Genomic DNA, 26,349 nt, shown 5'->3' on the forward strand with positions numbered 1-26,349 from the left:
TATTAGTTACGGTCCTAGTTCTTGGGCTGGGAACCATGATCATTTCCAATCTGGACGGTTCAACAAAATTCGAAGAAAACGTTGCAGGCATTGCTGTATTTGTAAACGATGCCGGAACGGATGCGACATACGTTAGAGGAGCGATATACTCAGCAAATGGGGATCTGCTAGGGATCACAGAAGAGGTTGAGCTTGTAAGAGATTCCTGGAATGTTCTGGCCTTTCCTCATGATATTCGGATTGATACAAAGGACCAGCAAAACTACATACTTGCAGTCCAGGGAGACGGCCAGATCAATGTTCCTGCAGACGGGGAGAATTATATCCTTCAGGAAGCTGATTACGGGACTTTTCCAGGAAACCTAGAGGGGTATGAAGGGAATGAATCCAAGCTTTCGATATATGCGATCTACAGGTGATTGAATGGGTACAGGACAGGCAACGATCAGAGGCAGGGACGGAACTTCAGCAAGTGGGAAGAAAGTAAGCAAATACAGTCCCCAATATAAAGCCACAAGTACAGGTACAGCAGTGACAAAACCATCATCTGCAAGCAACAAGAACGCTTCAAGCTCTGCTATTGAAAATGCTCCTAAAAGTACAGAAGGAGTAACTACTCAGCAGCCTACAGAAACAGGACCGACGATTAGAGGCAGGGAAGGGACTTCAGCAAGCGGGAAAAAAGTAAGCAAGTATAGCCCGCAGTATAAAGCAACCAGTACAGGAACAGCAGTAGCAAAGGATTCAACACCTGTTTCTATACCACAGAGTAAAGGCTCAAGTCAGCAATCTAGGATCTTCATAAGAAACAGGTTCTATTATGAGAATGGGCTTCCAGCAGACGCAATACAACAACCTAAAACCGCTGTGGCTCCAGCAAAAGTAGCAGCAAATCAGGAAGCAAAAATTGAGCAAGCTAGAAGAATAGCTGATTCTGGAATAAAGTCTTTTGCAAACTTAATAGTTCCTGGAAAAAAATACGAGATTGAAAAAATTCCTACTGAGAGCGAACAAAAACGTTCTAATATACTTGCAACTGGGATAGAGATAGGGATGGGAGGAGCAGTAGATACAAGCAGTATCAAAAAGCCTTCTATCTCCAAAGATGATCTCAAGACCTGGAAAGTCTACGAAGAATCGCAAAAACTTGCACAAAAGATAGATGCAAAACAAGAAGCTCTTTTATCTCCCGTACCGGAAAGTACAGCAAAAGACTTCATCCGAGGTTTAACCAATGCTCCTGAACTCGCTGTGAGTATGGCAGGGATGCTTCCTGTAGGAATCGAGGGAGCTATTAAAGATCCAGGGTCAGTTCCCCATGGTATTGTGACAGGGGCTGGAATTGTGGCGGGAAGTCTCTATAAACAGGCAAAAGAGAGCCCTGCACAATTTGCAGGTGAAATGCTTGGGATGGCTGCAATTGGAAAACTAGGAAGTGCAGCCAAAAATAAGGCAAGCGTAGTAGGTAAAGAATACCTTCCTCCTGAGAAGGTAATCCGGCCTGAAGTCCTATCAGGTACACAGGAGTTTCCACTTGCACCTAAAGGTACAACTGCAAGTCAACTAATCAAGGATTTTGAAACGTCTACTTATAGATACCCTCGTACTGAAGGGCCGGGGGGATGGCATGCAACCCCTCAACGTTTTGCATCAGAAACTATTGCACAGCCTGGTAGCAGTTCCGTAGTAGGACTTCACTTAGGTCCAGATGTATCTCCACACTTCCTTGGAGTTTCAGAGAAAGGAGGCATCCCGAAAGTAAAACTCTTTGGCTGGGGAGAACCTTCAAGAAGACCAGCTGCAAACTGGGTAGATGTTCAGAATATCAGACCTCTTCCAGAAGGAATTAGGGGAAAGGGAGCAGCAGTTACTAATGAGTACCTTATGACTCAGGCCCCAAAAGGTCAGGGATATGTAACCCCTAAATTTGAAGCTCTGATAAAACAGAGAGCTGCAGAAAGAGAAATAGTAGTTCCTCCAGGAACTGAACTAGTCCGGACAGAATCAAAGTATTACACGAAATTCAGAGGTAAAGCAGTCCCTATTGATAGATATCAGGCCCTTCCAAATGAGTCTATTGGAAAACTAAGACAAAACGCAAAAGGGGCAGTTGGCAGAGATAAGAGAACAGTATCAGCTGAGGAGTTGCTTAAAGAAAGCGAATATCTCCGCAGGGGATATAGCGAGCCTATATTTACACCCGGAAGAATAATCCCAATCAGCACTAGCTACTCTTCTAAAAGACTGGAAAATTCATCTCAACCTTCAGGGTTCCATCCAATTTTTTCCGGAAAATACACTCCTGTCCCTCCCACAGAATATACTTCTGTTCCTTCTATAGAATACAGATCTATAACTCCAATACCTCATATCCCATTTACATCATATCCAGATAATTCATATGGTTCTCGAGATTACAGTCCTAGTAATAGTCCCAGCATACCTTTAATTTCTGGAAATACTCCTGCTAGCAGATCAAAAAGAGTTCTAAATCCTGACCAAAGCTTAGAAAGACAAAATATCATTAGGTCTTCTGAAGGCTGGGGTTTCAGGCAGAAAACCCACTACGTCCAAGACCCGCTTTCCCTGCTTACCGGGCGAAGGAGGCGCTAATGGCTGCCTATAACTGGTTAATAATTCTGCTAGCGCTTGGAGTCTTCGGGCTATTATATGCATCTACTTATGATGTTATAGCTACGGCTCACGAGAATTATGCATTTACAGATGACCCTACTGCATCTTTGGGGGCAAAAATTCTCTGGCTTACCTGGAAATACCTTCCTGCTGTTTGCCTGTTCTCTCTTTTCGTGTATGGAGTTATGAGTGGACAGAAGAGTTCTGACGGAGGATGGAAATGAGAAATCCGATTGAGAGCAGAGGGTAATTAATGAAAAATAGATCAGTTTTCTCAGCTTCGATTTTATTTATCTTATTTTCAATAACTGCAAGTGCACTTCCAGGACTACCTCTTGATTGGGGGCACTCAGAAATATCTAACTTTAACTTTGAAGCGTGGTCATCAGGTACGGTTAATACCGCTCCTGATGGTTGGACTCTAACAGACTCAAACTATCAAAGTTGTGGAAGATCTTCTGATTCATGCATACAGAGTTATTCGTATTACATTACCTCAAACGGTGTAGGTTCAGCAACATCATCAATAACTCGAAGTGTTAGTATAACACCTGGATACTACACTATTGGAGCTTGGGTAAAAACAAGTGGTTCATCTGGAGCTTTAAACGTTGACATGTTAGGTAGTGGGATAGATATAACAGGTGTAAGAGTTTCAAATCTTCAAGAATGGACTTATTGTGAAGCTACTGAATATATTGATTATACAGGTACGTTAACATTACGTATATTTGCAGATGGGTCACCGGTGAGCGGTTCTACTTTTTATGTAGATGGACTAACTGTATATAAAAGTGGAAATGCTAATTTAGACACTGATGAATGTACGTTCCTGTTTACTGAAGATTATATAAATATAACTATAAGTTATACTCCTGACGGATTTTATAACCCCTCAGTACTTGCAGTATTTCTTGAAGATATCTCACATTATATTGATGATGTTGGTAAATTAGGTACAGTTACAGCAGTTTATACAACTGATGATATAACTTTTACACCTACAAGTTCATTTAGGGCGAAAGGATCAAGTTATCAGGCAAAGAATGTTTTGTATGTAGGCACATCAGGGTTTACTCCTGGTGTACAATATAACATCACTGTTTCAATTCCATTTAATCAACCTCCGAACTTATACTATCCTGAAAATGGAACTGTTATCGAAAGTAATTACCCTGATTATAACAAAGTCATCCTATCCTGGGAAGATTGTGCAAATCAATATTATGGTGTAATATCCAAGTATTCTGATTTCTCCACAATATGGTATGAATCTACAATACAAGATGCGGAGTGGGATGTTACACTTGACTCAGGTACATACTACTGGAAAATTCAAGCCTATGATGAGGTAAATGAACAATATTCAGAACCTTCTGTAGGAACATTTTCAATAGGAAATGCTCCATCCAAACCCGGATATGCTAAAATCTATGCCAAGAACGAATCCACAGGAGTAAACCTCACTAATTTTAGCGTGGATCTCTACAATGATACCACATATATCACAAAATCAACTACAACAGGGTCTATAGAGTTCTCAAGTTCTGAAATTGTTGAAGGAGAATATATAGCTAAAATATATGCAAATGGATATTCTCCCAGATGGAGGATAATTGAAAGTCCAGAAACCATTACGGCATATTTAGCTGCAGAGGATATGGCTTCTCTTGTCAGCTTTAATCTGATTGACTATACAAATCAGTTCAAATATAGGGAAACAAAACTTTTGATTACAAGACCTGCAGACGCAGGCACGCTTACAATATCAGAGAATTACTTTGACGCTGCCGGCCTGAACAAAGTTTATCTTGAAAATAACGTTAACTATGACCTGACATTACAGACAACCTCACTAGAGAGATCTGTAGGGCCCTATGTAGCTACTCAAACAGACTTTGTAAGCCTTGTAGTAGGGGATATAGAACTTATCCCTCCTTCTACTGTTTACGGGGGATTTAATTACTCTATTCAAAAAACAAATGAATCAGTTATACTGACTTGGACGGCCCCTGCAGGCTCATTATATAGTCCATTTATTTACAATATCACAGACACTTCTTCTGGAGAAATGGTTTATTCTATATCCTCTATTGCTCCTCAGGGGATTGCTACATTTAACTATCCAAGTACTGAAAAGCAGTACTATATCCAATTCTGGGCAAATACTTCTGGTGGTGAACTCCTGCACCAAGAGTATTGCAGGTCTGACCAGCAGTTAATTGATCTGCAAGTCTCGGACTATTGGTACAACGTGGTTTCTTTCTTTATCTTGGCTACCTTCGGTCTACTTTTTGGATATCGAAGCTCAAAGATTGGAGCATTTTTAACATCTATTTTAGCTCTTGGACTTTATGTGGCGGGATTCCTTCGAGTTTCAGAAGCTATTGCTGCCTTTGTAGTGGTTCTCGGTCTTCTTGCAATATTAGGAGGTAGAAAACAGTGAAAATATATGAGATTGCATTATTTCTGCTGATTACGAACCTTTCAATATCGTTGCTTGGAGCTCTTAACATATTTCCTGTTCACGTATCAACACTTGCAGTAACTGAAGAAGAATTCCGCAGTAATATTCCAGATAAGATCAGTTACAGTAATGCAGATATAGGGCTCTACTTATTTGGAGACTTCCCAAGAGCCCTTGGGATGCTTGGTAAGATCTTTGTGTTTGCTCCTATCACTCTTGTTTTACTTCTTGGAGAGGCAGGTATCCCTGGGCTAATAGTAACTCCATTATCAATTCTTGTTTGGTGCGTCTATTTAATAGGACTTGCCCAGGTAATCATGAAGTTTACCCTGGTAGGAGGAGAATAATGAACTATACTTACCTCCCTATCCTATCAGAATCGCAGAATGTCAATATTCTGGGCTTTATAAGTAGCCCTTATACTGCGATTTTAGGAAACTTCTTCTGGTTATTTATAGGGCTTCTCGTTGTCTCAATGGCTTTCCTAAAAGCCCAGGATGTAGCACTTCCGGTAATTATAGGGATTATTTTTGCTGCTACTTTTGGAGTATTCCTGCCTGAAAGTGTGGGTGTATCTTTACTTATGCTCCTTGGCACTGGAGTAGGGGCAATACTATATAAAGTATTTAAAACAGGAGAAGGATACTGATGATTTTTACTTGGATAATTGTCCTATCACTGGAGTTCTGTATAGGTCTTCTTTACTTTATTTTATCCGGGTCATTAAACGATCTTCTTAACTCTATGGTTGCAGCTGGAGCACCAGAAGCAAAAATTTCGTTTATCTCCATGTGTTACCATGGAGCATTTATTGTTGTGGGCTCTGGGCTAATAATATACGCTCTCTTACGCAGTTTAACGAAAGAAAATGATACATACTCATACTGATCTGAAAAATCTAAATTACAATAGAATTAACCTAGGTGAAAAACATGGAAAAGTCAACACATATTTACACCGCAGTATTGTCTTTGATTATCATGGGATTGTCAGGAACTTCTAATAATATATACGAATTTGCAGGAGGGTTTGTAGGAACATACCTTTTCCTAATAACTATTTTATTCATTTTTGAGAAAGCAAAAATAAAACTTAAAAACAAATGATCGCAGGTATTCCGTCTCTTTCGGTTGCGGCAAAAATTGAACTCCATACTGGACCTAGTAACTTAATCCTTCCAGTATGGAGTAACTAATCAAAGTTTAACGCAATATTAATTCTATATTAATCTGATCCAAGCTTATCTAGTTTTGAAAAGAGCTCTCTTGCTTGGTCACTTTTCATTATAAGCTGTAGCAGTTCTGGAATTTTATTCTCCATTTCATGAATCTCCTGGATAGTCTGCTGGTCCAGAGGATGACCACAGCGGGCGCAAAACTTTGAAGTAGGGCCATTGATTTTTTCACATACAGGACAGGTCTTGCTGGTGAGTTCTGGAATCATATCTTCTTTTTTCTTCATTCCATAGATCCTGAGCATTGCATCATCTACCTGTTTTCCGGAAAGATGAACATATACGCTGGGCATATCTGAGCCGTGAACCCATCCTAGATGGGCCTCCATCTGAGACTCAGTTAAATGCTGAGCAAGTTCTGTACTCCTAGAATGTCGGAAAAGATGATTATAGACCCTTTTTTTAATTCCAGCCTTTGCTGCAAGGGTTATAATCAGTTTTCTAAAGGCTTGGTATTGCATAGGTTGCCCGTTCCCCTTGCCTCTAATGAGAAGCCATAGATAAGCATCTGGATTATCTTTTTGTGGGTGAATATCCAGCCAGGAAGCCAGATAAGGAACTGAAAAAATTACCCTAACTCTTCTCATTCCGGTTTTACCATTAACTGTTAAGACAGCTCCATACCGATCAAAGCTTAAATGCTTGATCTTAAGGCCACCTAGTTCCCCAATCCTACAACCTGAATCATATAATGTGGCTATTATGGCCTTGTCTCTTGGGTGTTCTGCAACCTCAATTAATTTTTTAATCTCTTGTTCACTAAGAAGTTCCTCTGGAAGTTTTTGTGTGTTATGTCTCATCTGCACATTTATCCAGGATACGAGATCGCCTTTTCCCATCCACCTAAAGAACTTACGTATTGATATTTTGTAATCATGCTTTGTCCACTCACTACGGTCTGATCTCTCTATACGAGCAACCAAAGCCTGAACATCATCAAAATCCATTTCTGAGAAATTCTTGTCAACAAGTTGAGCCAAAACATTTAGCTGCACAAGATATTTTTCAACCCTTACAGGTTTAAGGCCTTCAGCAAAAAGAGAGTTTTCAAATTTTAGTATTAAGGTCTTATTTTCCTTGCTGTAATCTGCGTTTTTAATCCGTTTTTCCACTGCATTTAAATTCTTTTCATGCTTATATATGCTCATATACCTTACTCCATTACGTCGCTATTAATAGACATAATCCAAGTGTTGTGAAAGTAAGGCAGTATACTGAAAGCAGATCTCCCGCCCGAGGCTCTTTTATTTTTTGTTTCTTTTTTAAATCTCATCTTCTTCAGACTCAAAGATCTCTTTTGCTGAGGGTATCTGGATGACAGTATGCATTTCAGACTGAAAATCTTATTTTTGAATCTATAGAATTTTAGTATTCTGTAGCAATTTTAGAATTATGTGATCCTCAAAGTTTAATCCAGATTCAGGATTGAAATCTAGATAAAAACTAAAAAAGAAGAAAAAACGGCTCTGTAGAAATCCTCTGAAATAACCAATCTTAACAAATTAAAACTGAATTGTCTGATTCAATTTTGCTGAGAACTTTAAGTCTATTAATGACGATTAAGTAGGTTTTCTACAGAGCCGAAAAAACTATGAACAGAACTGATTTTCAGTTCTGTTCTTTCCACTTATAATACCTCTAGAACTTGACCCTTATTCTGCCCGGGGACTAAAAACTAACGGCAGAGCAGGGAACAGAGTGCCCGTTCGTTACCCTTCTTCCTCTTCAAGATTCATGAGCTCTTCATAGCACGCTACACAGATGCATTTTTCGTCAGGGGATACTTCTTTAAGGTCTATCTTCGGACCACTGGGTTTTAGGGTTCCTTCCCTTAATACATAGAAGTGTTCACCGAACTCGACTGGCTGTCCGCATCTGGAACATAAGAAGGGTGGATACTCAACCGATTCAACTGCACACTCAACGCATATCAGATCGGACTTATCCCCGCGAACGTCCTCGAATTTTATTGGTATCATATCCTGGCTGGTATCGACGACCAGCACATCTTCCAGCAGTTCCCGACCACAGATATTGCAAAATTCTTTCATTTTGTCGCATCCCTTCATTATGTCTCCTTTATCCTCCAGAAATTTCTCACAAAATCCTGTACCAAGCCGTAAGGGGTTTTAATGTTGATTTTAGTGTTTCCCTGTTTTTACAGTTAATTTTATTCCCCCTTCTCAGCCTCTAATATAGTTATATTAAATTAGATGTTTAAAAATATTATTATTTAAATTGTTATTGTTTGATTCAATATCCCCTCACAAAGGCTTCTACAGTTCACTGTACAGCTCACCGTTCAGGGAATTAAGAGGGAACTTCTTTAGGAAAATTTGAACGTTGGGAGTTCCTGACATATTGAATTGCCAAAAATTAGTATAAGTAAATGGATGGGTTCTTTAACGCTAGAGGCAGCCTATTAGCACCCAGGCATCCATAATAAACAGCATTCCCATGAATTTTAAAAATAATCAGTATTTTACAATTAAAAATATCATCTTTGAAAAAACGTGCGATAGATCCCCTAAATTTATTAATTGTTGATAACTACTTGTTCAAGAAAAACAAACTCACAGGGTTCGTCCTATATACCGAAGCGGCAATCATGATTATTTTTCCACTCTGTTTTGTTATGTAATGTCCCTAAATTTATGGTCTGGAATATTTTGATAGTCCATCTTAAAATTAAGATGGACGTACCTGAATTCAAATGGTAGAGAGTGTACACAGATATACAGTTTCAACATGCATCCTACCTTCAGCAGGTAACTCATTATTTTCCTTGTAACTTACTGAATGTTTTTTATATATTTGCCTATGATAGGATACTTGATTATATCTGAATAATGATATAAAATTTCTAAAGAAAATCTGTTTAGAACCTTTGCTCAGAATATGCTCAAGGTAAAATATAACCTGCCACCTGATGCGGGTTACATCAAAGTGTGAAACTTATAATTGAGGTTTTATCATAGTCAATGCTTATAAGATTGAATCTCAGAATCTCCTGTACTCATAACACTTGTGTGGATCCCAAACCAAATCAACAATTTAAAAATGCAGGATTATATTTACCAGATCTGACTTTATTTTAGGGAAATAGTCAAAGAATAAAAATTAAATGTCCGGATTATAATACTTTGTTTTTATTTATCACAGTTTTAAAAATAAAATATTTAAAAGATTCTTAGCCATACCCTCCATTTTATACTTGTGAGTTAAGTTAATTTCTAATCGGAGATACTCCATTGTTTTTTAAGAGAAATAGGGAGCTTTAAGAGCCATTACCGGACTTTATTGAGAATAGATACAGACAAATGAATACATATTTTACTTTAGTGATTGATAGAAGTTCTATAAATTGCACTCCAGCGTATAATGCGTTTGAAAAAGTACGGCTAGCAGATACTTCCGGAACGAAATACACGGTGAGGACAAGCTAGAATTGATAGGAGATCCTTAAAGTAGGGGAACAGGAAATGACTGATGAGAAACGCACAATTTTGATTTATTACCATGATGATAACGATGGGAGCTGTGCAGCTGCTGTCGCTGCGAATTATTATGACAAAAACGAATTTTCCATAAAGTTTGTTGCTATAAACTACGGAAAGGAGTCGTGGACTGAGGAAGAAATAAACGAAGCTGAAAAAGTGTGGCTTGTTGATTTTTCAAGTGACAGAATGGAGGATTTCGTAAAGACTTGCGGGTCTAAGCTGATATGGATAGATCACCACAGGACTGCTATGGAAAAGTTCCCAGAACTGTGGGGTTCAAGCAATATTCCAGGAATCCGGTCTCTTGAAAAAGCAGCCTGCGTGCTTACATGGGAGTACACGCATCCTGAAAATATTTCACCCCCTCCGGCTGTTGCCTATATAGGGGACAAGGATATGTGGACGTTTGAATACCCAGATACAAGGGCATTCAGTGCAGGTTTCAGCCTGATGGTCAAGACCCCTGACGATCCTGTGTGGGACGTGCTTCTTGGTTTGGAATACGAAGAAACCGTAAATAAAATGATCTCCATTGGTGAATTGCTCTTGGAGGCTCAAAAGTACAAACTCCAGAAAGCCTTCGATCGTGGGGTTGATTTCACTTTTCATAACTGGAGAGCCAGGCTTGTAAACACTACAGGGAATATTTCCGAGTTAGGGGAATTCATCTACAAGAAGCCTGAATATGATATTGCTGTCATGTGGCAGGCAGTAGAAGATATGGTAGTATTCAGCCTGAGGTCCGATTCAGGGAACCCGAATTCGCCTGACTGTGCCGAGATTGCCCAGCAATATGGCGGCGGAGGGCACAAAAATGCTGCAGGATTCCAGAAAAAGAATATGGATTTTCCATGCCTGTTTTTCACATGAAATATTACCTCGGCGTCGCAGAGATCATATTTTACCATAATTCGTGGGTTCTTCTGGGGGTCAGGCAAAAGAAGCTCCAAGCGCTGTGAAAACCCAGATCCTGGACTTCTTATTTTTTTATTTTTTCTTTTTAAAAAATAATTATTCCAAATGTATGTGAGTAATACATTGACAAAGTAAAAAAAGTATAAGAGAAAATTAAACGAAAGGATCAATCCAAGTTTATGTTTGATCATCCTTCAAAGGGCATGATCGTGCTCGATTCTATCCACTTCGGCAACTGCATTGATATCATTCAGATTCTTTACTGCAATACTACCTCTGACCTGAACGTCAGGTCCCTCGATAATAGTTCGGATTTTCATCCCTTTTGCTTCAAGCTCAGCACTTACATTTTCAAGGATTGAATCTGGCTCCAGGAAGATTCTAACATCAATATAATCATCAGGTGCAATTTGAAGTTTGTTCGTTACTACCGATGTCAGTTCAGCAGAATATTTTGTCGCAGTCACTAGCATCCCCCTGTATTCATATTAATCACCTTTCCATAAATAACTGGCTATCCAGCCGTTGTCTAAAAACTGATCATAATAAGGGATTTAGATTAAAAAATTTAATGAGGGGACTTAGATGAAGTTAATCCCAATAATAAGTGGTTTGGATGAAGATCCACAAGGCAAGTGAATAACAGGAAAATAAATGCCTGAATGGATTACTATTTAATTACCTGTTTATTATTACACTGCTTGCTTATCCTCTCTCATTCATATGAGAGAAATCATTTTTTCTGCCAGAGTTTTAAACTGGGTTTTAAAACTTGGTTTTTCTGTTTTTCCAGACTTTAAATGTGATTTTGTTAAGTATTTTTCAGTTGTAAGTAAAAACAAGGGAACCTTTATCTCAAAAAGTCTGTTCACTCCTGTTTAGTTTATACTAGAAAGGTCTACAAAAGATTGGGAAGCGTTACCAGAGAAAATAAAAGAGTGAAATAAATAAAAGAATAATAAAAATTTTAAAGTATTGAGTAGTATTAGATAATTATATTTTATAAGTTGAGAAAGTCAATATAGAGGAATTGGATTATGAAGAATCGGAATGATGAAGAAAAGCCTGAATTATAAAATAACATGTGAAAAACTTAAAAGAAATAAATTAAAGAGAAGTTAAAGCTACTGCTTCAGCTCCTCAGGCTGTAACATCCTTTCGAAGGATGTAAGCAACCATCTGAGGATTAAGTTTGCTTTCCCTTGAGATCTTCTCCTCAATAGCCTCAGTAGACTTACCCTCAGTTTTGAGTTCTCTTATTTCTTCAATGATTGACGAAGGAATACGGTAGTACTCGTTTATATCTTTCCTGTGGCCCCAGACGTCACCCTCGATGAGCTGGATACGCTGCATTTCAAGGAACATTTCTATAGATTTAGAAACCGTACGCCTGTAAGATTTAGGAAGCTGTATAACTTCAATCTTCGGACAGTTCTCAACCAGCGAAAATATATCCTTATTTGAAGGCCTGAAAGCCAGATGCACTATTCTTTCATTTGGATTCAGTGTAAAGATTTCATCTCTTGAACTCACAACCCTTATTTTCAAAGTTAATCCTCCAGATTTACCTATTTTTTTTGTATGATAGTAAAAAATTCTTCATTAAATATTTTTCTATATTACTTGAATCATTTAAAAACAATTTTTATTTTCGATTTTTCGTATATTTTAGTAAAACTAAGATCTAAATAACAAAAATCAATATGTAGAACAGTATTATTAGCAAGACATAACGAAATATTTGAGGATATTTCACAGAAAACCTGCAGAACAAAACCCACAAAAATCAGACTTTTTTACTGAACATTATCTATTTTCCTTTAGGTCAGGGCAGTTTTAAATTTTTAGAAATTAGCTAAAATTTCAAGATGAAATTATATTTTAAAACTGACCAGCATTTTAAAATTAATCGATATTTTAAAATTACATAATATTCAACAGTTAACTAAGATTATGAAATTATAAAATTTTTAGAAGTTAACTGACATTTTAAAATTAGCTAATAATAAAGAATCAACTAGTATTTAAAGAGCGTATCTAAAAGAGTCAACTAATATTTAAGGAGCCTATCTAAAAGCCAATTATAAAAAATCGATCTGAAATATGAGAATTCAACAATAAAAGAAAGAGCTGACAACTTAAAAAGCAGTCAATTAATTTTAAAGATACCTGGAAAATCGCACAATTTTTATAAAATGTCGTATTCATTATACTCCATATACTATTTTGAAGAGGCTCGCGCATGGAAGATCCTGTTATCTCAAAAATAAAAAATCAGTTTGATAAGAAAGGAAATCCGGCAAAGATTCCGCTGATGAGCGGGAAACGTTTTTTTGAAGCTCGGTCCGAAGTGGATGGAGTCTATGTTGACAACCTGAAAACCCAGCCATTTCTTCCCTGGGAAATCTTTTCCGAAGCTGTTAACTTTATAAGGGAAAATGGTGGAAAGGTAAAGAAAGGAAACGCGACAAATTCGAGATTGGGTGACTCTAACCTTGGCCTGGACACACTTGAAGGTCATATTGCGAGCAAAGTTTATGGTTGCAGTATAGGCGATACTGTACTTAAGAGAGTAACCCCGATAGCTTCCATTCTTGCCTGGTCTGGAATCTGTGAAAACGCCAGAGGGCAAATAAGTCTTCTCTCCAATGAAAAAGAGCCACAGGCTTCTCATGATGAAAAAGAGATTTCCCCGGCATTTACTGCGCAAGAAAACACAGAAATTTTAGGGTCGAATTCCCTTCATTTCCAGCCTGATCCCAAGCAGCCTGAATGGAAAAAGCTGGAGGTCGAGCTTGAGGAAAAATCCCAGAGAATAAAAGCACTTTGTGAACAGGTTAAGGGCAAAGAAGAAGATCTGGATAGATTAAAAAAAGAGCTTGAAGCGCGCGAAAAGCTTCTTCTGGATAAAGATTCGGAACTGCGATCCCTTCAGGAGAAATTGGCGGATAAAAGTGAAAAAACTGTGAACCTTGAATCCAGGATCATAGAAAAAGAAGAAAAGATAGAAAGACTTATTGAGGAACTCAGGGAGAAAGGAGAAAAAATAAACATCCTTGCAGAGAAACTTCTGGCAAAAGAAAAAGAAATCGAAGACCTTAGAGAAAATATCTCCATAAAAGATAAAGATCTTAAGACGCTGGCGGAAGAGGTCATCTCAAAGGTCGGAGAAATGAGAAAAATTGAAGAAAAACTTACCGGGAAAGAACGGAAAATAAATACATTGGAGGCTATGCTTGTCACGGCTGAAGAAAAAGTAAATAAGCTTGAGAAACAGCTTTCAGACTATGCAGGAGAAGAAAAACTGGTAGTCCAGCTTAGAGAAAGAGAAGAACTCATAAAGCAGTTAAAAGTGACACTTGCAAGTAAAGAGGAAGCATTTTCAAAGGTTAGTGAAGAAAACCGAAAATATCGAATGCAACAGAAACTTGCGTCTGAAGGGCTAAAGCAGATAGAAGAACAGAAAGCCTCAAGAAAATGGTGGAAACGCCTGTAAGCCGCAGGAAGCGAAAACAGGAACTTCTATTTAAACTTTATTCATTCGTGACCGTTCTGAGCCCGGTGCAGGGAATGAACTGTGAAGCAGGTGGAGAATCATATCAGGACTAATTTTCCTTAGATTCATAACCTCCCCGATAATCTCTTCCTCGGTTCTTCCCTGAACTTTCAATTCTTTTATTTTTTCAAGCACGTAAGCGGGTATTACAAAATAATTATTAAGATCATGCCAGTGCCCGCTGACATCTCCTTTTACAAGATGAATACCTGAAGAAGCAAGGTACATTCTGATAAACTTTGAGAGTCCTTCATAGGAAGATGCGGGAAGTTGAAGTAATTCTATGCCTGGACATGCCTTGACCAGACTGAAAAGATCTCGGTCCGATGGTCTAAAAGCAAGGTGTACTGCCTTCTCATCTGCTCTAAGGCCGGAAATTTCATCTCTTTTTGTCACGACTCTGATGCGTACACTACCTAGCCCCATTTATGCTCCCACTCATATCTAAGCATGGATCATTTATTTAATTTTGTATTTCAGTCTTTCTGATCAAATTTCAGCACAATGATAAAACTGGTATTCAAAGTCTGCTAAAAAAGAAATAGTTATGAGTAAGAATGCTGGAAGAGTACCAGATATGAGCCTCTGGGAATAAATACAAACTTATTCACTCAGAAGATCGGATATCGGTTAATCAGGACTTTTCTCAGAATTCTTCCTCGGGCTTTATGCTCAACCCTGCCGCAAGAGCCTGCCCGAAGGAAATACATCCGTCTCCACAGGGAACCTGGCGATGAGCCAGAAATTCAAAACCTGCTTCTCTAACGTTTCTTGCAATGCACGAGGTAATGTGATCATTATAGGCAACCCCTCCACTGAGGCCTATCATCTCAAGTCCCTTTTTTGCCGCAAGAGAGGTGGCAATTTCTGATACTCCTTTTGCAAGACTTTCCTCAACCGCAAAAGCAAGATCAGAAGAGGGATACATTCCGGAAAGTTCATATACTCCCAGAAGAAGCTCGGTTGTGTCAAGTACATGAACACCTGTACTCCTGTCTTTTCTGATGATCACTGGAAGGTCAACGGCATGTGTACTCATTCTCGCGGCAGATTCTAGTTTCATTGCCGGTTCCCCGTCATAGGTCCTTATTCCGCAGATCCCGAGCATCGCAGCAGCTGCATCAAGTACTTTGCCTGTACTGCTGCTTTGGATGACATTTACCCCTGTCTCAAGCTGTTTCATTACAGTTGAGAATTCCATAGTTCCTTGCGGAAAAGTAAGTGGAAGTTTTTCAAGCTCTTCTCTCCCCAGCTTCCCGAAAAGGATGCCCAGAACCATTCTTGATGGTATTTTCGATGCAAGATCTCCCCCAGGCATTGGCTGGGGAAGTAAATGCCCAACGCGTTCATGTCCCAAATAAGAAGATTCAAAAAGTTCTCCTCCCCAGACAGTGCCGTCACTGCCGTATCCGACACCATCAAGGGCTATACCAAGAATCCTTGAATCCAGAGGCAGGGAGTTGTCAGCCATAAGTGCGAGCATGTGGGCAATATGATGCTGAATTTTAAGTGTATTTTCCCCTCCCATCTTCAGCGCAAAACGAGTTGTGTTAAAAGCGGGATGCAGGTCACAACCCCAGTGAAGAGGTTCGATTCCGGTAAGCTGGATAAGGTGCCTGACAACCTCGGAATGATATTTGAAGGTTTCCACATAACTGGTATTGCCGATATACTGAGAGATATAGGCAAATTTTCCTTTTGCTACAGTAACCGTGGAGTTCATCTCAGCTCCTACGCCAATGGAAGCCTCGACATCAAAAGGCAGTTCTACAGGTTCGGGTACAAAGCCTCTTGAACGCCGGATATAAGCTGCTTGCCCATTTACAATCCGGATAACAGTATCGTCATTCCGGTTTGCAACAACTCTATTATGCAGCAGGTAAAAATCGGCAATCCCCTTAAGTTTTTCAAGCGCTTCTTTATTTTCGATGACCATAGGCCTCCCCGGCAGGTTTGCCGAGGTCATAACGTATACAGCATCAGGCATGCGGTCAAAAAGCAGACTCTGCGTGCCTGTATAGGGGAGCATTACACCGATGTTGTGCAGGCCTGGAGAAACTGATTCAGCCAAATTGAATTTCTTTGACCTGGGAAGTATGGTAATAGGGCGGCGGTAAGATGTCAGACACACCCCTCCTGTACCTTCAACCTCTGCAAAAGTTTCCACAACCCCGGCGTTTTTTGCCATAACTGCAAAAGGTTGTTCCGGGCGCTTTAACCGCCTTCTGAGTTCCTTTACAGGTTCCTCCTTTCGCGCGTTACAGGCAATATGAAAACCTCCAAAACCTTTTATAGCAAGGATTGAACCTTGCTGGAGGAAATCCGAGGCATATACAATTGCTTTATAGCCTTTTGCCAGTATATTCCCCTCTGTATCCGAAAGCCAGATCTCCGGCCCGCATTTTGGGCAGCAGACAGGCTGGGCATGATACCTTCGATTAAGAGGGTCAGTATACTCTTTCTCACACTCTGGGCAGAGAGGAAAATCTGCCATTGTGGTGTTTTCCCGGTCATAAGGGAGGGTTCGAACAGTCGTATATCGAGGACCGCAGTTTGTACAGACTGTAAAGGGATAACGATAGTACCTCGAAGAAGGATCAAAAATTTCAGACCTGCACTGTTCGCAAATAGCCGTATCTGGGGGGATTATGGAATTTTCAAAAACTCCAGATTCACTGGGCAAGATAATAAATTTAGAATACCCGGAAGCAGGGACATCTTTTGTTTTGATTTCCGTAATTTTAGCGAGTGGAGGCTTTTTTTCCAGGAGATCTCCAAGAAAATTATCAAGGCTTTCCAGGTTCCCTTCCAAAAGGATCTCCACATAGTTTCCCAGATTTTTCACATATCCGAAAAGTCCGTGAGCCTTTGCAATCTGATATATAAAAGGGCGAAAGCCTACCCCCTGCACAGTACCGGTAATATGGAGAAGCCTTGCTTCGTTTTTCATATAAAATAAAGATTGAGTTTGTCGTTAAAATAGCTTTCTAAGTAATTAAAAGCTTTCAGCAGTATTACTAGTAGATTGAAATTTTGAACTGATGTTTTAAAATTAAACATATGCAAAATTAAATCAAACGATAGCAGGAAATAGTATTTACCGAAAACAGGTATAAAAATTACATGCTAGATTTAGGTAATCTCATACAAAACAAAAGTTTGTGACCGGTTTCAGGACTATTCTTATCCTGAAATTCAGGTCACATAAACTCGGGATAAATTGTTTTTATTATAATGATGAACCCCATAACCATCATTAAAAAGGAAATCCTCCAGGCCACCTGTAACAGGCGGGCCTGGTTTTCGGGTTCACCTAACTTATATATTGCTCTTTCAACCAGATTCGGTCGGTCGTTGCACGCTGCCATGTTCAAATCAAGATTAATCTCTCATTCTTGCCTTGACTCTCTTCAGCCTGAAGGTGTTTTCCCTTTCCATTTCTTCAAGGGCGAAACGGATGAACTTCATGGTTTCCATGAGTTCGGGAATGACCTTGAACTCGAGAGCGTTTACACGTCTCTTGGTCTTCTCGATTTCATCAAGGAGCCTTTTCATTGTTGTTTCCAGCTCTGCAGCGGTAATGATCTTTTCTACAAGGTCCTCATAGGCATCAGCAGTCTCGTCGATATACGAGTTTGTCCCGATAATACCGTAGCCTCTCTCGTAGAGGGATTTGCGAACTCCAGTAGAGCTGATCCTTGGCACCACAACACCCATAATGTTGTGCCCTGAAAGCTGGATTTCAGGAGACTCCTTTGCTGTAAAGGCAGTTGATCTGACTGCAACCATTCCATTCACAGCAGAGGCTAGATTGATTTTTTCCGTACTTTTTGCAAAGGCAGCATCCAGCTCGGTTCTGACGTTCCTTGCTTCGTTAAGGATCTTGAAGAACTCAAGGATAAGACCATCTCTTTTCATCTTCAGGAGCTTGTGCCCGCTTTCAGACAGTTTGATCTTTTTCTTGAGATTAATTAGCTCCGACCGAGTTGGTTTTACGTCCTGCTGAGCCATGTCAATCACTTACTCTTTCTGTGTGCTGGGTGATATTTCTGGATATATTTGTTGTCAATCCTACCCAACTGATTCTCAGGAAGGTGAGTGAGAATCTGCCATCCAATCTCCAGAGTCTCTTCGATTGTCCTGTTTTCGTTTCTTCCCTGACGGACAAACTTATCCTCAAAGAGATCTGCGAACTCGAGGAACTTGGTGTCTCTTTCGGACAGAGCTTCCTTACCGACGATTGCCACGAGACCTCTCAGATCACGCCCTTCGGCATAAGCTGCATACAACTGGTCAGAAACCGCCTTGTGGTCTTCCCTTGTCTTGTCGGCTCCGATACCTGAGTTCATCAGCCTTGACAGAGACGGCAGCACATTAATTGGCGGGTAAATACCCTTCCTGTGCAGTTCTCTGGCAACCACGATCTGGCCTTCAGTAATATACCCTGAAAGGTCAGGAATCGGGTGGGTAATATCGTCACCAGGCATTGAGAGAATTGGAATCTGAGTAACTGATCCCTTCGCACCCTTGACAATACCTGCACGCTCGTAGAGAGTCGCGAGGTCAGTGTACATATAACCTGGATATCCACGACGTCCAGGCACCTCGTTACGGGCAGCACCCATCTGACGGAGAGCCTCTGCATAGTTGGTAATGTCAGTCAGGATGACGAGAACGTGCATACCGTGCTCGTATGCCAGGTACTCGGCTGCAGTGAGAGCCATACGCGGAGTAACTATACGTTCGACAGCAGGGTCGTCTGCCAGGTTAAGGAACACAACTGCCCTCTCCAGAGCGCCTGTCTTTTCAAAGTCACTCATGAAGTACTGGGCTTCCTCATTAGTAATACCCATTGCTGCAAATACCACTGCGAAAGCAGTTTCGGAACCGGGCACAGTAGCTTGCCTTGCGATCTGCAGAGCAATTTCATTGTGCGGAAGACCTGATGCTGAGAAAATAGGCAGTTTCTGCCCACGAACCAGAGTGTTTGTCCCGTCAATTGTAGAGATACCTGTCTGGATAAAGTCTTTAGGAGGCAATCTGGCGTACGGATTCATTGCAGCTCCGTTGATATCCAGCAACTGGTCGGGCACAATCCTTGGTCCACCGTCCCTAGGGTCTCCTGAACCGGATAGGATCCTGCCGAGAAGGTCAATGGATGCAGGAAGCTTCAGGGTTTCTCCGGTGAAGATTACACCGCAATCTTTGTCAAGCCCACCAGTACCCTCGAAAACCTGGACAACCACAATATCGGCGGAAGAGTCCAGCACCTGACCTCTGCGAACAGTTCCATCAGTCATTCTAATGTTAACGATTTCATTATAACCTACAGGCTCTGTTTTCTCGACAAAGATAAGAGGCCCTGCAATCTGACTGATTGTCTTATACTCTTTTGCCATGCTTACTTACCTCCCAGGGCTGCAAATTCCTTATCCATCTTTGCAAGGACCGCATTCAAAGAACCATCGAAATCCTCTTCGAACTTGACCTTGGGAAGATCGTCCTTTGATTCCATCTTGAGGATTTCTGAAGAAGGTACACCTGATTTCAGGGCATCCATTGCAGCGTCTCCCCATTTCATGATGGCCTGCATGATCCTGTACTGTTTTGCAAACGGGCTGTAGGTGTCTATTGGGTGGAATGCATTCTGCTGCAGGAAAATTTCCCTTATCATACGGGTAATTTCAAGCAGAAGCTGCTGTTCTTCCGGCAGCGCATCGGAACCAACAAGCTGCACGATTTCCTGCAGTTCGGATTCGGTCTGCAGCATATCCATTGCCTTTTCCCTCATGGAAACGTAGTCGGGAGCCACGTTGGCAGTAAACCAGTCATTAAGATCTTCTTTATACAGGCTATAGCTGTTCAGCCAGTTGATTGCTGGGAAGTGCCGCCTCTGGGATAACTTTGAATCCAGAGCCCAGAATACTTTCACGATACGCAGGGTGTTCTGAGTGACAGGCTCGGAGAAGTCACCGCCTGGAGGGGATACCGCGCCGATGGCAGTAATTGAACCTTTCTCACCACAGAGGGTCTCAGCAACCCCAGCACGCTCGTAGAATTCTGCCAGCCTTGCAGACAGGTATGCCGGGTAACCTTCTTCACCAGGCATTTCTTCAAGACGAGAGGAGATTTCTCTCATAGCTTCTGCCCACCTTGAGGTGGAATCTGCCATCAGAGAGACGTCATATCCCATATCACGGTAGTATTCCGCAAGTGTCATTCCTGTGTACACAGACGCTTCTCTTGCAGCTACAGGCATGTTTGAAGTATTAGCCACAAGGATGGTACGCTCCATAAGTGGCCTTCCAGTCTGCGGGTCTTCAAGTTCCGGGAACTCCCACAGAACGTCTGCCATCTCGTTTCCACGTTCACCGCAGCCGATGTAAACCACAATCTCGGTATCACTCCACTTTGAAAGCTGCTGCTGAGTAACGGTTTTTCCCGATCCGAAAGGTCCTGGAATTGCAGCAGTGCCTCCCTTTGCGACAGGGAAAAGTCCATCAAGGATTCTCTGCCCTGTTACCAAAGGCTTTTCAGGAGTAAGTTTTCTCTTTACTGGCCTTGGTGTCCTGACTGGCCATCTCTGCATCATTTGCAGCTCTGTCCCGTCAGTTAAGGTGCATACTGTATCTACAACAGTAAAGCTTCCGCTCTTTATATCAGCAACTGTACCAGAGATGTGAGGAGGTACCATAACCTTGTGTTCAATGTTCACGGTTTCCTGAACAACACCAATTACATCTCCACCATTTACATGGTCGCCTTTTTTGACAACAGGCTTGAATTCCCAGAGTTTTTTGTGGTCAAGTCCATCTGCAGTAACCCCTCTGCCAATGAAACCGCCAGTCTTTTCAAGCAGGATATGCAGTGGCCTCTGAACCCCATCATAAATACTGGAAAGAAGACCTGGACCGAGCTCTACTGCCAGAGACATACCTGTACTTATACAGGGTTCTCCTGGCCTTATGCCTCCTGTCTCTTCGTAAACCTGGATGATGGTCTTGTCTCCTACTATCTGGATGACTTCACCCATCAGCCCTTCGTGACCGACTTTGCAAAGGTCGTACATCTTTGCGTCCAAGCCGATGGCGGTGACTACAGGCCCAGCCACACGATAAATTTCGCCTTTTACTTCCACAAATCAACACCTACCGCTTGTCTTATTTTATCTCTTAAATTTGAGCCTGTTTCGCTACCTCCTAGCGCCACTACTGTGGGCTGGACAGACTCATTTAAGTTTCTCCTTAGAATTTCCGGCAGATTACTAATGTCATCATTATGCATTACAAGGATCCCAACACTTCTATCTTCAAGCACAGATCTTACAGCGGACTCAGTAGCCTGGATATCAGCGGTTTCATAAACCTTACTGATACCAGCCAGCCTGAATCCTGTAACAAACTCGCTCTTTCCAATCACTGCTAATTCCATTAAATAATCACCAACTGGTCTTTGATTAACTCATCACTGAGGCCAGTCTCTTTACCTCTGAAAATGATCCGGAGATTGTTAGCCTCATTATTTTTATGAATGATATAGTCCAGAATAGGTACAACTGTGATCGGAGCTACATGCGAAAGAATGGTTGAAGATTCAAGATAGTATCTTGTGAGCTTGCTCTCAAGAGCAGTCAGAGAAGTCACGTCCGAACCTGCGACGCCTGAGATTGCATCCCAGTACTGAGTTCTTTGAAGCTCATTAACAAACTCGTCATATGGTAGAGACGCCAGTTTCTGGGTATCTAACTCGAGACCACCTTCAATCATTAGGGGCATGATGTCATCAAGCTGAGTAACTCCTGCTTTTTTCAGCCTGAAGAGATTTATAAGGTTCTTAACATCTACTTCCAGTCTGACAACCTTGGTAAAGAGCTTGCGGTCCTTGGTTCTTGGTTTTCCGATTGCTTCAAACAAGCCTACATAATACATCTTGTCAAGTTCGTTTTCTATATATGCTAGATTAGTTCCGTCAAACTTCTGCAGCAAGGGATAGTACTCGGTATATTTCAGGGCATCAATGATTTCTTGGTATGTAGCCTTTGCTGCAAGTTCTGACATAGAAGTGTAAGTAAACTCCCCGGCAGCAATCAGAGATTCCAGGATATCTTCAACAGATGCGTTGTAGAATTTACCACGGAGAAGTGTCTTAATATTCCAGATGTCATATCTTTTTAGATATGCAACAATGAGATAGTTCAGTTCTCCTGTAGTTATTCTTACCAACTTATCATAGGTTAACGCAAGATTCCTGTTCAATGCATGTTCTGCCAGATCGCCACCACTATATCTCATTGCCAGTTCGTCAACGTCGTTTTTATATTCAGACTCTTGGATAAAGCGGGTAATCTCGTCAATCCCCATATTAAGAAGTCGAGGGTACGTTTCTTTAGGAAGCAGCTTACTTTTCATCGCGCGGACACGGGTTACGGCATAAGCATAGTTAGAACTGCCTTTTTTCTTTTTATCGGATTTTCGTGAGGGTTTTCTCCCCCAGAGATTCTCCAAAAGCGGCATTAAACATCACCCGTATAATATATCTGATATCTGCTTCAATGAACGTTCATATACGTCTTTCAGGATTGAATCATATGTGAAATCTAACCTGATTGTTCCGTCTTCGTTTTCCAGAATAACTCCGCCGATGCAATCAATATTGCCAGCGTAAGATAGAGAAGTTAACTTTTTGACAGCTTCTTCTGACTCCTTAGAAGAGTAAACTCTAGCACCACTTGCTTCGTACTTGTTGAGAATATGCTTCAACAGCTCTTCTTTTTTGGATGCTGGCATTGACTTGATTTTTTCAACTGTCTGGTTATAAACTTTATCTAGAAGTTCCTTACGCTTGTTAAGCGTAATTCTTTTTACTTCCAGGTTTGCACTTGATATGACCTGCTGGTGCAGATTTTGGAGGTCTTCTTCCGCTTTGGCAAGGCTGTCTCCGAGCATTTTCTTCTGTATTTCTTTAGCTTCATTTATGATCTCGGAGGCCTTTGCATCGCCTTCGGTTTTTATACGGGAAACCTCAGCTCTTGCACCCTCTTGGATGTCTTTTACAACGATCTCTAGTCCCATGCTTACACCTCCAAATAAATTTAGAGCAAAAAAGTGCTCTAAAGCCTAGAGCAAAACTCTAAGCTGCTTAGAGTGCAACGATACCTAAGGGGAACTTAGAGCACCATAGCTGTTCCAAGCTTACTCGGTAAGGAAAAAAGCCCGAGTAAGCTTAGAACAATGCTCTAAGAGATTTAAGAGCGAAAGCTCTTAAATTTAGTAAAATTACTGGTTGATAAGCAGTGCAACGACAAGACCGAAGATAACAATGGTTTCTGGAATGACAGTAAGGATCAGACCTTTACCGAATAATCCCTCGTTTTCTGCCATTGCGCCGATTGCTGCTGTACCGATATCTTTTTCAGCTATTGCAGATGCAAGACCAGTTACTGCGATTGCGATTGATGCACCAAGTGCTTTCATTCCTTCTGCGTCTAAAAAGAGACCTGCTGTTGCTCCGTCTGTCATTTTTTTATTCCTCCGTGTATTTTCTTATATATCCGAATGGGTTGAATTTTCTGCCCCCGCCCTCATAGAATTTTCCAAAGAATTCTACATACTGCAACCTGAGTGCATGCAGCCCGGGAGCGATAATACTCAGAACACTGTTAAGGCTATGTCCGAGTATAAACACAAGTATTGCAGCTATTGCTGTGAAGCCGATCTGAGAATGATCAGCCCAAATCATCTCGAATGCAATATCATTTACCGTGCCTGCGATGTAGATCGAAGACAGTCCTACTGCTATAATACGGGCGTATGAAAGTGCATTACCCATAAGAGATGGCAACTCGATCGGACCTTTGATACCTTCACCCATAGTGAGCATAACAACGCCGATAACGAGAATAAGAGCACCTGCATAAGTAAGCACCGAAGTACCGCCAAAATAGCCGAGAACTGCAACGAGCGCACCAAGCTCGATAATGATCCAACTGCCTTTTTCAAGGACCGCATGTTTCATTCCATGGTTCCTAGCAATGTTTGAAAATCCGAACAGGAAACCAAGGTTTAAATGAATCAGTCCCACAAAGACACTTATTGCAATCATAGTCATTACCATGTGAGACCTGTGAATCGGGAACGTAAATTCCTCGCCTCCAATTGAGGGGAACAGGGTTATTGTTTCCCAGAATGGAAGTAAACCTGGCACCGTACCATGTTCTCCATGTGTACTCGCCAAGGGGAATCCCAGGAGCTCACCATAAAGAATTCCAAATATAAATGCCGATATCTGACAATAGAGTAGAATATTCATGAGAGGCTTGACTGCGTCTGATTTTACCAGTGTTTTGACAGCTATTGCAAGCGTTCCCAGTATCAGTGCATATCCGATGTCTCCGAGAATCATTCCATAAATCAGCGGGAAGGTTATGAAAATCGCTGATGATGGATCAATTTCAGTATATTTGGGTCTGGAATACAGATCCATAATCTCCTGCATCGGTGCCACAACTTTTGAGTTATTGTATTCGACAGGGGCATGCTCCTCTTCCTCTTCATTAACTTCGAGGCTGGTGACATATGCCTTGCCATTAGTGGCACTATTAACTACACTGACAATTTTGTCATAATCTTCAGTTGGAGTCCAGCCATCGATTATGAACGCGTTTGCAGATGTAGCTATTCTAAGAGGCAGTTCTGCCTTCTGACTCTCGATACTCAGGACCTCGTCGCTTGCAAGGAGAAAATCGGCGTACTTGGATTTCAAGGACTCAATTTCACCCTTTAAGGATTCGATCCTTCTAGTGACTTCGGCTTCTTTCTGTTCAATGAATCTTAATAGTTCGCTTGGGACACCACCTCTGTCTGGAACTCTAAGTTCTTTGAATCCAAGACCCTGAAGTAATTCGTAGACTTTGTCAGCATCATTTTTAGCTACAAACAGTACAACTGCTTTTGATTGAGGGTCGTAGTACAGTTCGTAAGCTTGTGTGATGCTCGAAATCTGACTTGCTTCCAGGCTGCTTTTTACAGTGCCTGCGAAAACCTTCAGGCTTTCGTAGCCACGGAAATAATCGAAGTCGAGATCTATGGACAGATAAGGGAGGACTTCCTTTTTCTGAGAATCCAGATCCTTTAATTCATTTTCAAGCTGGGAAATTGATTCTGTTTTAGCTGAAATTGTCCTGTCCAGCTCATTCAACTTCGAGTCAAGTTCGCGCAGAACAGCGTCAGATTTCTGAACTACCGGTTTTTTGCTTTCAATCCCCAAATAATTGGCGATAGAACGGATCTTCACAAGCTTTTTAGAGACTTCCTCTGCGTTTTTAAATGGCTTGCTGATCTTAAAACCAGACTCGTCTTCAACAAAGTCTTCGATGTGAAAAAGATTTATATCATGCAATGCATCGATGGTTTCTTTTAGAATGCTTTTGTGCCCGACAATAACGGCCCTTGTCATCTCTTTAGGTCTACTCATTAAGGACCGCCCTCTCAAACTCCTGTACAAGGTAATTGACGGATTTGTCGATGTTAGCTTGAGCTTTTTGGGACATGGCTAATGCGTTTTTCTCACCATCGTTGATGATCTTATCTCTTTCCTCCAGGATCTTTTTTTCACCCTCTTTAAAAGAGTCTTGTGAAGCTTTATGTGCATCAATTTCGGCCTGTTTCAGGATTTCCCTGGCTTCAGCCCGAGCATCGGAAATGCGCTTGTTTTTAGCATCAATGGCCTCTTCAACCATTAACTTGGCGCTTTCCTCAGCTTTTTTTATTTCAGATAAGATTTCATTTTTAGCCATGTGAATCTCCGTCTCTCAAAATTTAATATATAAATTAATAATTAAAAATCCCTACTCCAATGGATGTAGTTAACAAATCCTTTGCGAAAGAACTATATAACAGCTTCGGTTTTATCAAAGAAGAGGAGAGTTAATATAATGAAAAATCGTGATGTATCCAATGTATAAGAAATTTTTAAGAAAATAAGAAATATAAATAGCAAAATATACGAATTAAATGAAAAAGATTAAATATAACAGTAAAAAATT

Annotated in this window: 25 protein-coding genes; 9 read left to right on the forward strand and 16 right to left on the reverse strand. The window is 40.9% G+C overall.

From position 1 onward, the window contains the following. Window positions 1-35: 35 nt before the first annotated feature. The 7 genes from AOB57_RS04285 to AOB57_RS04315 all read left to right on the forward strand — a co-directional run bounded on the left by AOB57_RS04285 (window position 36) and on the right by AOB57_RS04315 (window position 6,207). Window positions 36-419, forward strand: coding sequence for a hypothetical protein (locus AOB57_RS04285; RefSeq protein ID WP_048159125.1), 384 nt, complete (start codon window positions 36-38; stop codon window positions 417-419). 4 nt (window positions 420-423) lie between these two features. Further along, on the forward strand, window positions 424-2,613 hold the full coding sequence (locus AOB57_RS04290) for a hypothetical protein (RefSeq protein ID WP_048159126.1): 2,190 nt from the start codon (window positions 424-426) through the stop codon (window positions 2,611-2,613). Next, a complete protein-coding gene (locus AOB57_RS04295; RefSeq protein WP_054299174.1) occupies window positions 2,613-2,858 on the forward strand; it encodes a hypothetical protein in 246 nt (81 codons plus the stop codon). The genes AOB57_RS04290 and AOB57_RS04295 overlap by 1 nt, the downstream gene beginning before the upstream one ends. Window positions 2,859-2,887: 29 nt before the next feature. Further along, on the forward strand, window positions 2,888-5,080 hold the full coding sequence (locus AOB57_RS04300) for a hypothetical protein (RefSeq protein WP_167829541.1): 2,193 nt from the start codon (window positions 2,888-2,890) through the stop codon (window positions 5,078-5,080). Continuing rightward, on the forward strand, window positions 5,077-5,448 hold the full coding sequence (locus tag AOB57_RS04305) for a hypothetical protein (protein ID WP_048159129.1): 372 nt from the start codon (window positions 5,077-5,079) through the stop codon (window positions 5,446-5,448). The genes AOB57_RS04300 and AOB57_RS04305 overlap by 4 nt, the downstream gene beginning before the upstream one ends. Next, window positions 5,448-5,750 (forward strand): hypothetical protein, encoded by a 303-nt coding sequence (locus AOB57_RS04310; RefSeq protein ID WP_048159130.1) that lies wholly within the window; start codon window positions 5,448-5,450, stop codon window positions 5,748-5,750. The genes AOB57_RS04305 and AOB57_RS04310 overlap by 1 nt, the downstream gene beginning before the upstream one ends. Window positions 5,751-6,024: 274 nt before the next feature. Next, on the forward strand, window positions 6,025-6,207 hold the full coding sequence (locus AOB57_RS04315; protein WP_156151231.1) for a hypothetical protein: 183 nt from the start codon (window positions 6,025-6,027) through the stop codon (window positions 6,205-6,207). Window positions 6,208-6,325: 118 nt separating this feature from the next. Here the strand turns inward: AOB57_RS04315 and AOB57_RS04320 are convergent, their stop codons facing one another. Then, the gene (locus AOB57_RS04320; RefSeq protein ID WP_048159132.1) at window positions 6,326-7,483 is read right to left on the reverse strand and encodes a site-specific integrase; all 1,158 of its coding nucleotides are present in this window, start codon (window positions 7,481-7,483) and stop codon (window positions 6,326-6,328) included. 561 nt (window positions 7,484-8,044) lie between these two features. Next, window positions 8,045-8,404, reverse strand: coding sequence for a hypothetical protein (locus tag AOB57_RS04325; RefSeq protein WP_054299176.1), 360 nt, complete (start codon window positions 8,402-8,404; stop codon window positions 8,045-8,047). Window positions 8,405-9,817: 1,413 nt separating this feature from the next. On the opposite strand from AOB57_RS04325, the gene AOB57_RS04330 reads away from it, so the two are divergent. After that, window positions 9,818-10,705 carry a DHH family phosphoesterase gene (locus AOB57_RS04330; RefSeq protein WP_054299177.1) on the forward strand — a complete coding sequence of 296 codons (888 nt, stop codon included), beginning with the start codon at window positions 9,818-9,820 and terminating at the stop codon, window positions 10,703-10,705. 239 nt (window positions 10,706-10,944) lie between these two features. Here the strand turns inward: AOB57_RS04330 and AOB57_RS04335 are convergent, their stop codons facing one another. Then, entirely contained in the window at window positions 10,945-11,217 is a 273-nt protein-coding gene (locus tag AOB57_RS04335; RefSeq protein ID WP_054299178.1) for a hypothetical protein, read from the reverse strand. A gap of 673 nt (window positions 11,218-11,890) precedes the next feature. Further along, entirely contained in the window at window positions 11,891-12,298 is a 408-nt protein-coding gene (locus tag AOB57_RS04340) for a DUF1699 family protein (RefSeq protein WP_054299179.1), read from the reverse strand. Window positions 12,299-12,992: 694 nt separating this feature from the next. On the opposite strand from AOB57_RS04340, the gene AOB57_RS04345 reads away from it, so the two are divergent. Further along, window positions 12,993-14,246: a coiled-coil domain-containing protein gene (locus tag AOB57_RS04345; protein WP_054299180.1), complete on the forward strand. Its 1,254-nt coding sequence runs from the start codon at window positions 12,993-12,995 to the stop codon at window positions 14,244-14,246. 30 nt (window positions 14,247-14,276) lie between these two features. Here the strand turns inward: AOB57_RS04345 and AOB57_RS04350 are convergent, their stop codons facing one another. From AOB57_RS04350 to ahaH, 12 genes are all read right to left on the reverse strand, one after another. Beyond that, on the reverse strand, window positions 14,277-14,732 hold the full coding sequence (locus AOB57_RS04350) for a DUF1699 family protein (protein ID WP_054299181.1): 456 nt from the start codon (window positions 14,730-14,732) through the stop codon (window positions 14,277-14,279). Window positions 14,733-14,952: 220 nt separating this feature from the next. Next, complete coding sequence (gene hypF, locus AOB57_RS04355) at window positions 14,953-17,256, reverse strand: carbamoyltransferase HypF (protein WP_054299182.1); 2,304 nt, start codon at window positions 17,254-17,256, stop codon at window positions 14,953-14,955. A gap of 250 nt (window positions 17,257-17,506) precedes the next feature. Beyond that, window positions 17,507-17,674, reverse strand: coding sequence for a hypothetical protein (locus tag AOB57_RS04360; RefSeq protein ID WP_054299183.1), 168 nt, complete (start codon window positions 17,672-17,674; stop codon window positions 17,507-17,509). Window positions 17,675-17,687: 13 nt separating this feature from the next. Next, a complete protein-coding gene (locus tag AOB57_RS04365; protein WP_193726290.1) occupies window positions 17,688-18,317 on the reverse strand; it encodes a V-type ATP synthase subunit D in 630 nt (209 codons plus the stop codon). A 5-nt stretch (window positions 18,318-18,322) separates the two neighbouring features. Continuing rightward, a complete protein-coding gene (locus AOB57_RS04370) occupies window positions 18,323-19,705 on the reverse strand; it encodes an ATP synthase subunit B (RefSeq protein ID WP_054299185.1) in 1,383 nt (460 codons plus the stop codon). Between the two features lie 2 nt (window positions 19,706-19,707). Next, the gene (locus AOB57_RS04375; RefSeq protein WP_054299186.1) at window positions 19,708-21,444 is read right to left on the reverse strand and encodes an ATP synthase subunit A; all 1,737 of its coding nucleotides are present in this window, start codon (window positions 21,442-21,444) and stop codon (window positions 19,708-19,710) included. Next, on the reverse strand, window positions 21,435-21,737 hold the full coding sequence (locus tag AOB57_RS04380) for a V-type ATP synthase subunit F (RefSeq protein ID WP_054299187.1): 303 nt from the start codon (window positions 21,735-21,737) through the stop codon (window positions 21,435-21,437). The genes AOB57_RS04375 and AOB57_RS04380 overlap by 10 nt, the downstream gene beginning before the upstream one ends. Further along, a complete protein-coding gene (locus AOB57_RS04385; RefSeq protein ID WP_054299188.1) occupies window positions 21,737-22,819 on the reverse strand; it encodes a V-type ATP synthase subunit C in 1,083 nt (360 codons plus the stop codon). Before AOB57_RS04385 ends, AOB57_RS04380 begins: the two co-directional genes overlap by 1 nt. Before the next feature lie 6 nt (window positions 22,820-22,825). Next, window positions 22,826-23,377, reverse strand: a complete 552-nt coding sequence (locus AOB57_RS04390) for a V-type ATP synthase subunit E (RefSeq protein ID WP_054299189.1) — start codon at window positions 23,375-23,377, stop codon at window positions 22,826-22,828. A 204-nt stretch (window positions 23,378-23,581) separates the two neighbouring features. After that, on the reverse strand, window positions 23,582-23,824 hold the full coding sequence (locus AOB57_RS04395; protein WP_054299190.1) for an ATP synthase: 243 nt from the start codon (window positions 23,822-23,824) through the stop codon (window positions 23,582-23,584). A 4-nt stretch (window positions 23,825-23,828) separates the two neighbouring features. Then, a complete protein-coding gene (locus tag AOB57_RS04400) occupies window positions 23,829-25,778 on the reverse strand; it encodes a V-type ATP synthase subunit I (RefSeq protein WP_193726277.1) in 1,950 nt (649 codons plus the stop codon). After that, complete coding sequence (ahaH, locus tag AOB57_RS04405; protein ID WP_054299192.1) at window positions 25,771-26,100, reverse strand: ATP synthase archaeal subunit H; 330 nt, start codon at window positions 26,098-26,100, stop codon at window positions 25,771-25,773. Before ahaH ends, AOB57_RS04400 begins: the two co-directional genes overlap by 8 nt. Window positions 26,101-26,349: the final 249 nt, after the last annotated feature.

The sequence above is a fragment of the Methanosarcina flavescens genome, assembly GCF_001304615.2.
GTDB classification, from domain to species: Archaea; Halobacteriota; Methanosarcinia; order Methanosarcinales; family Methanosarcinaceae; genus Methanosarcina; species Methanosarcina flavescens.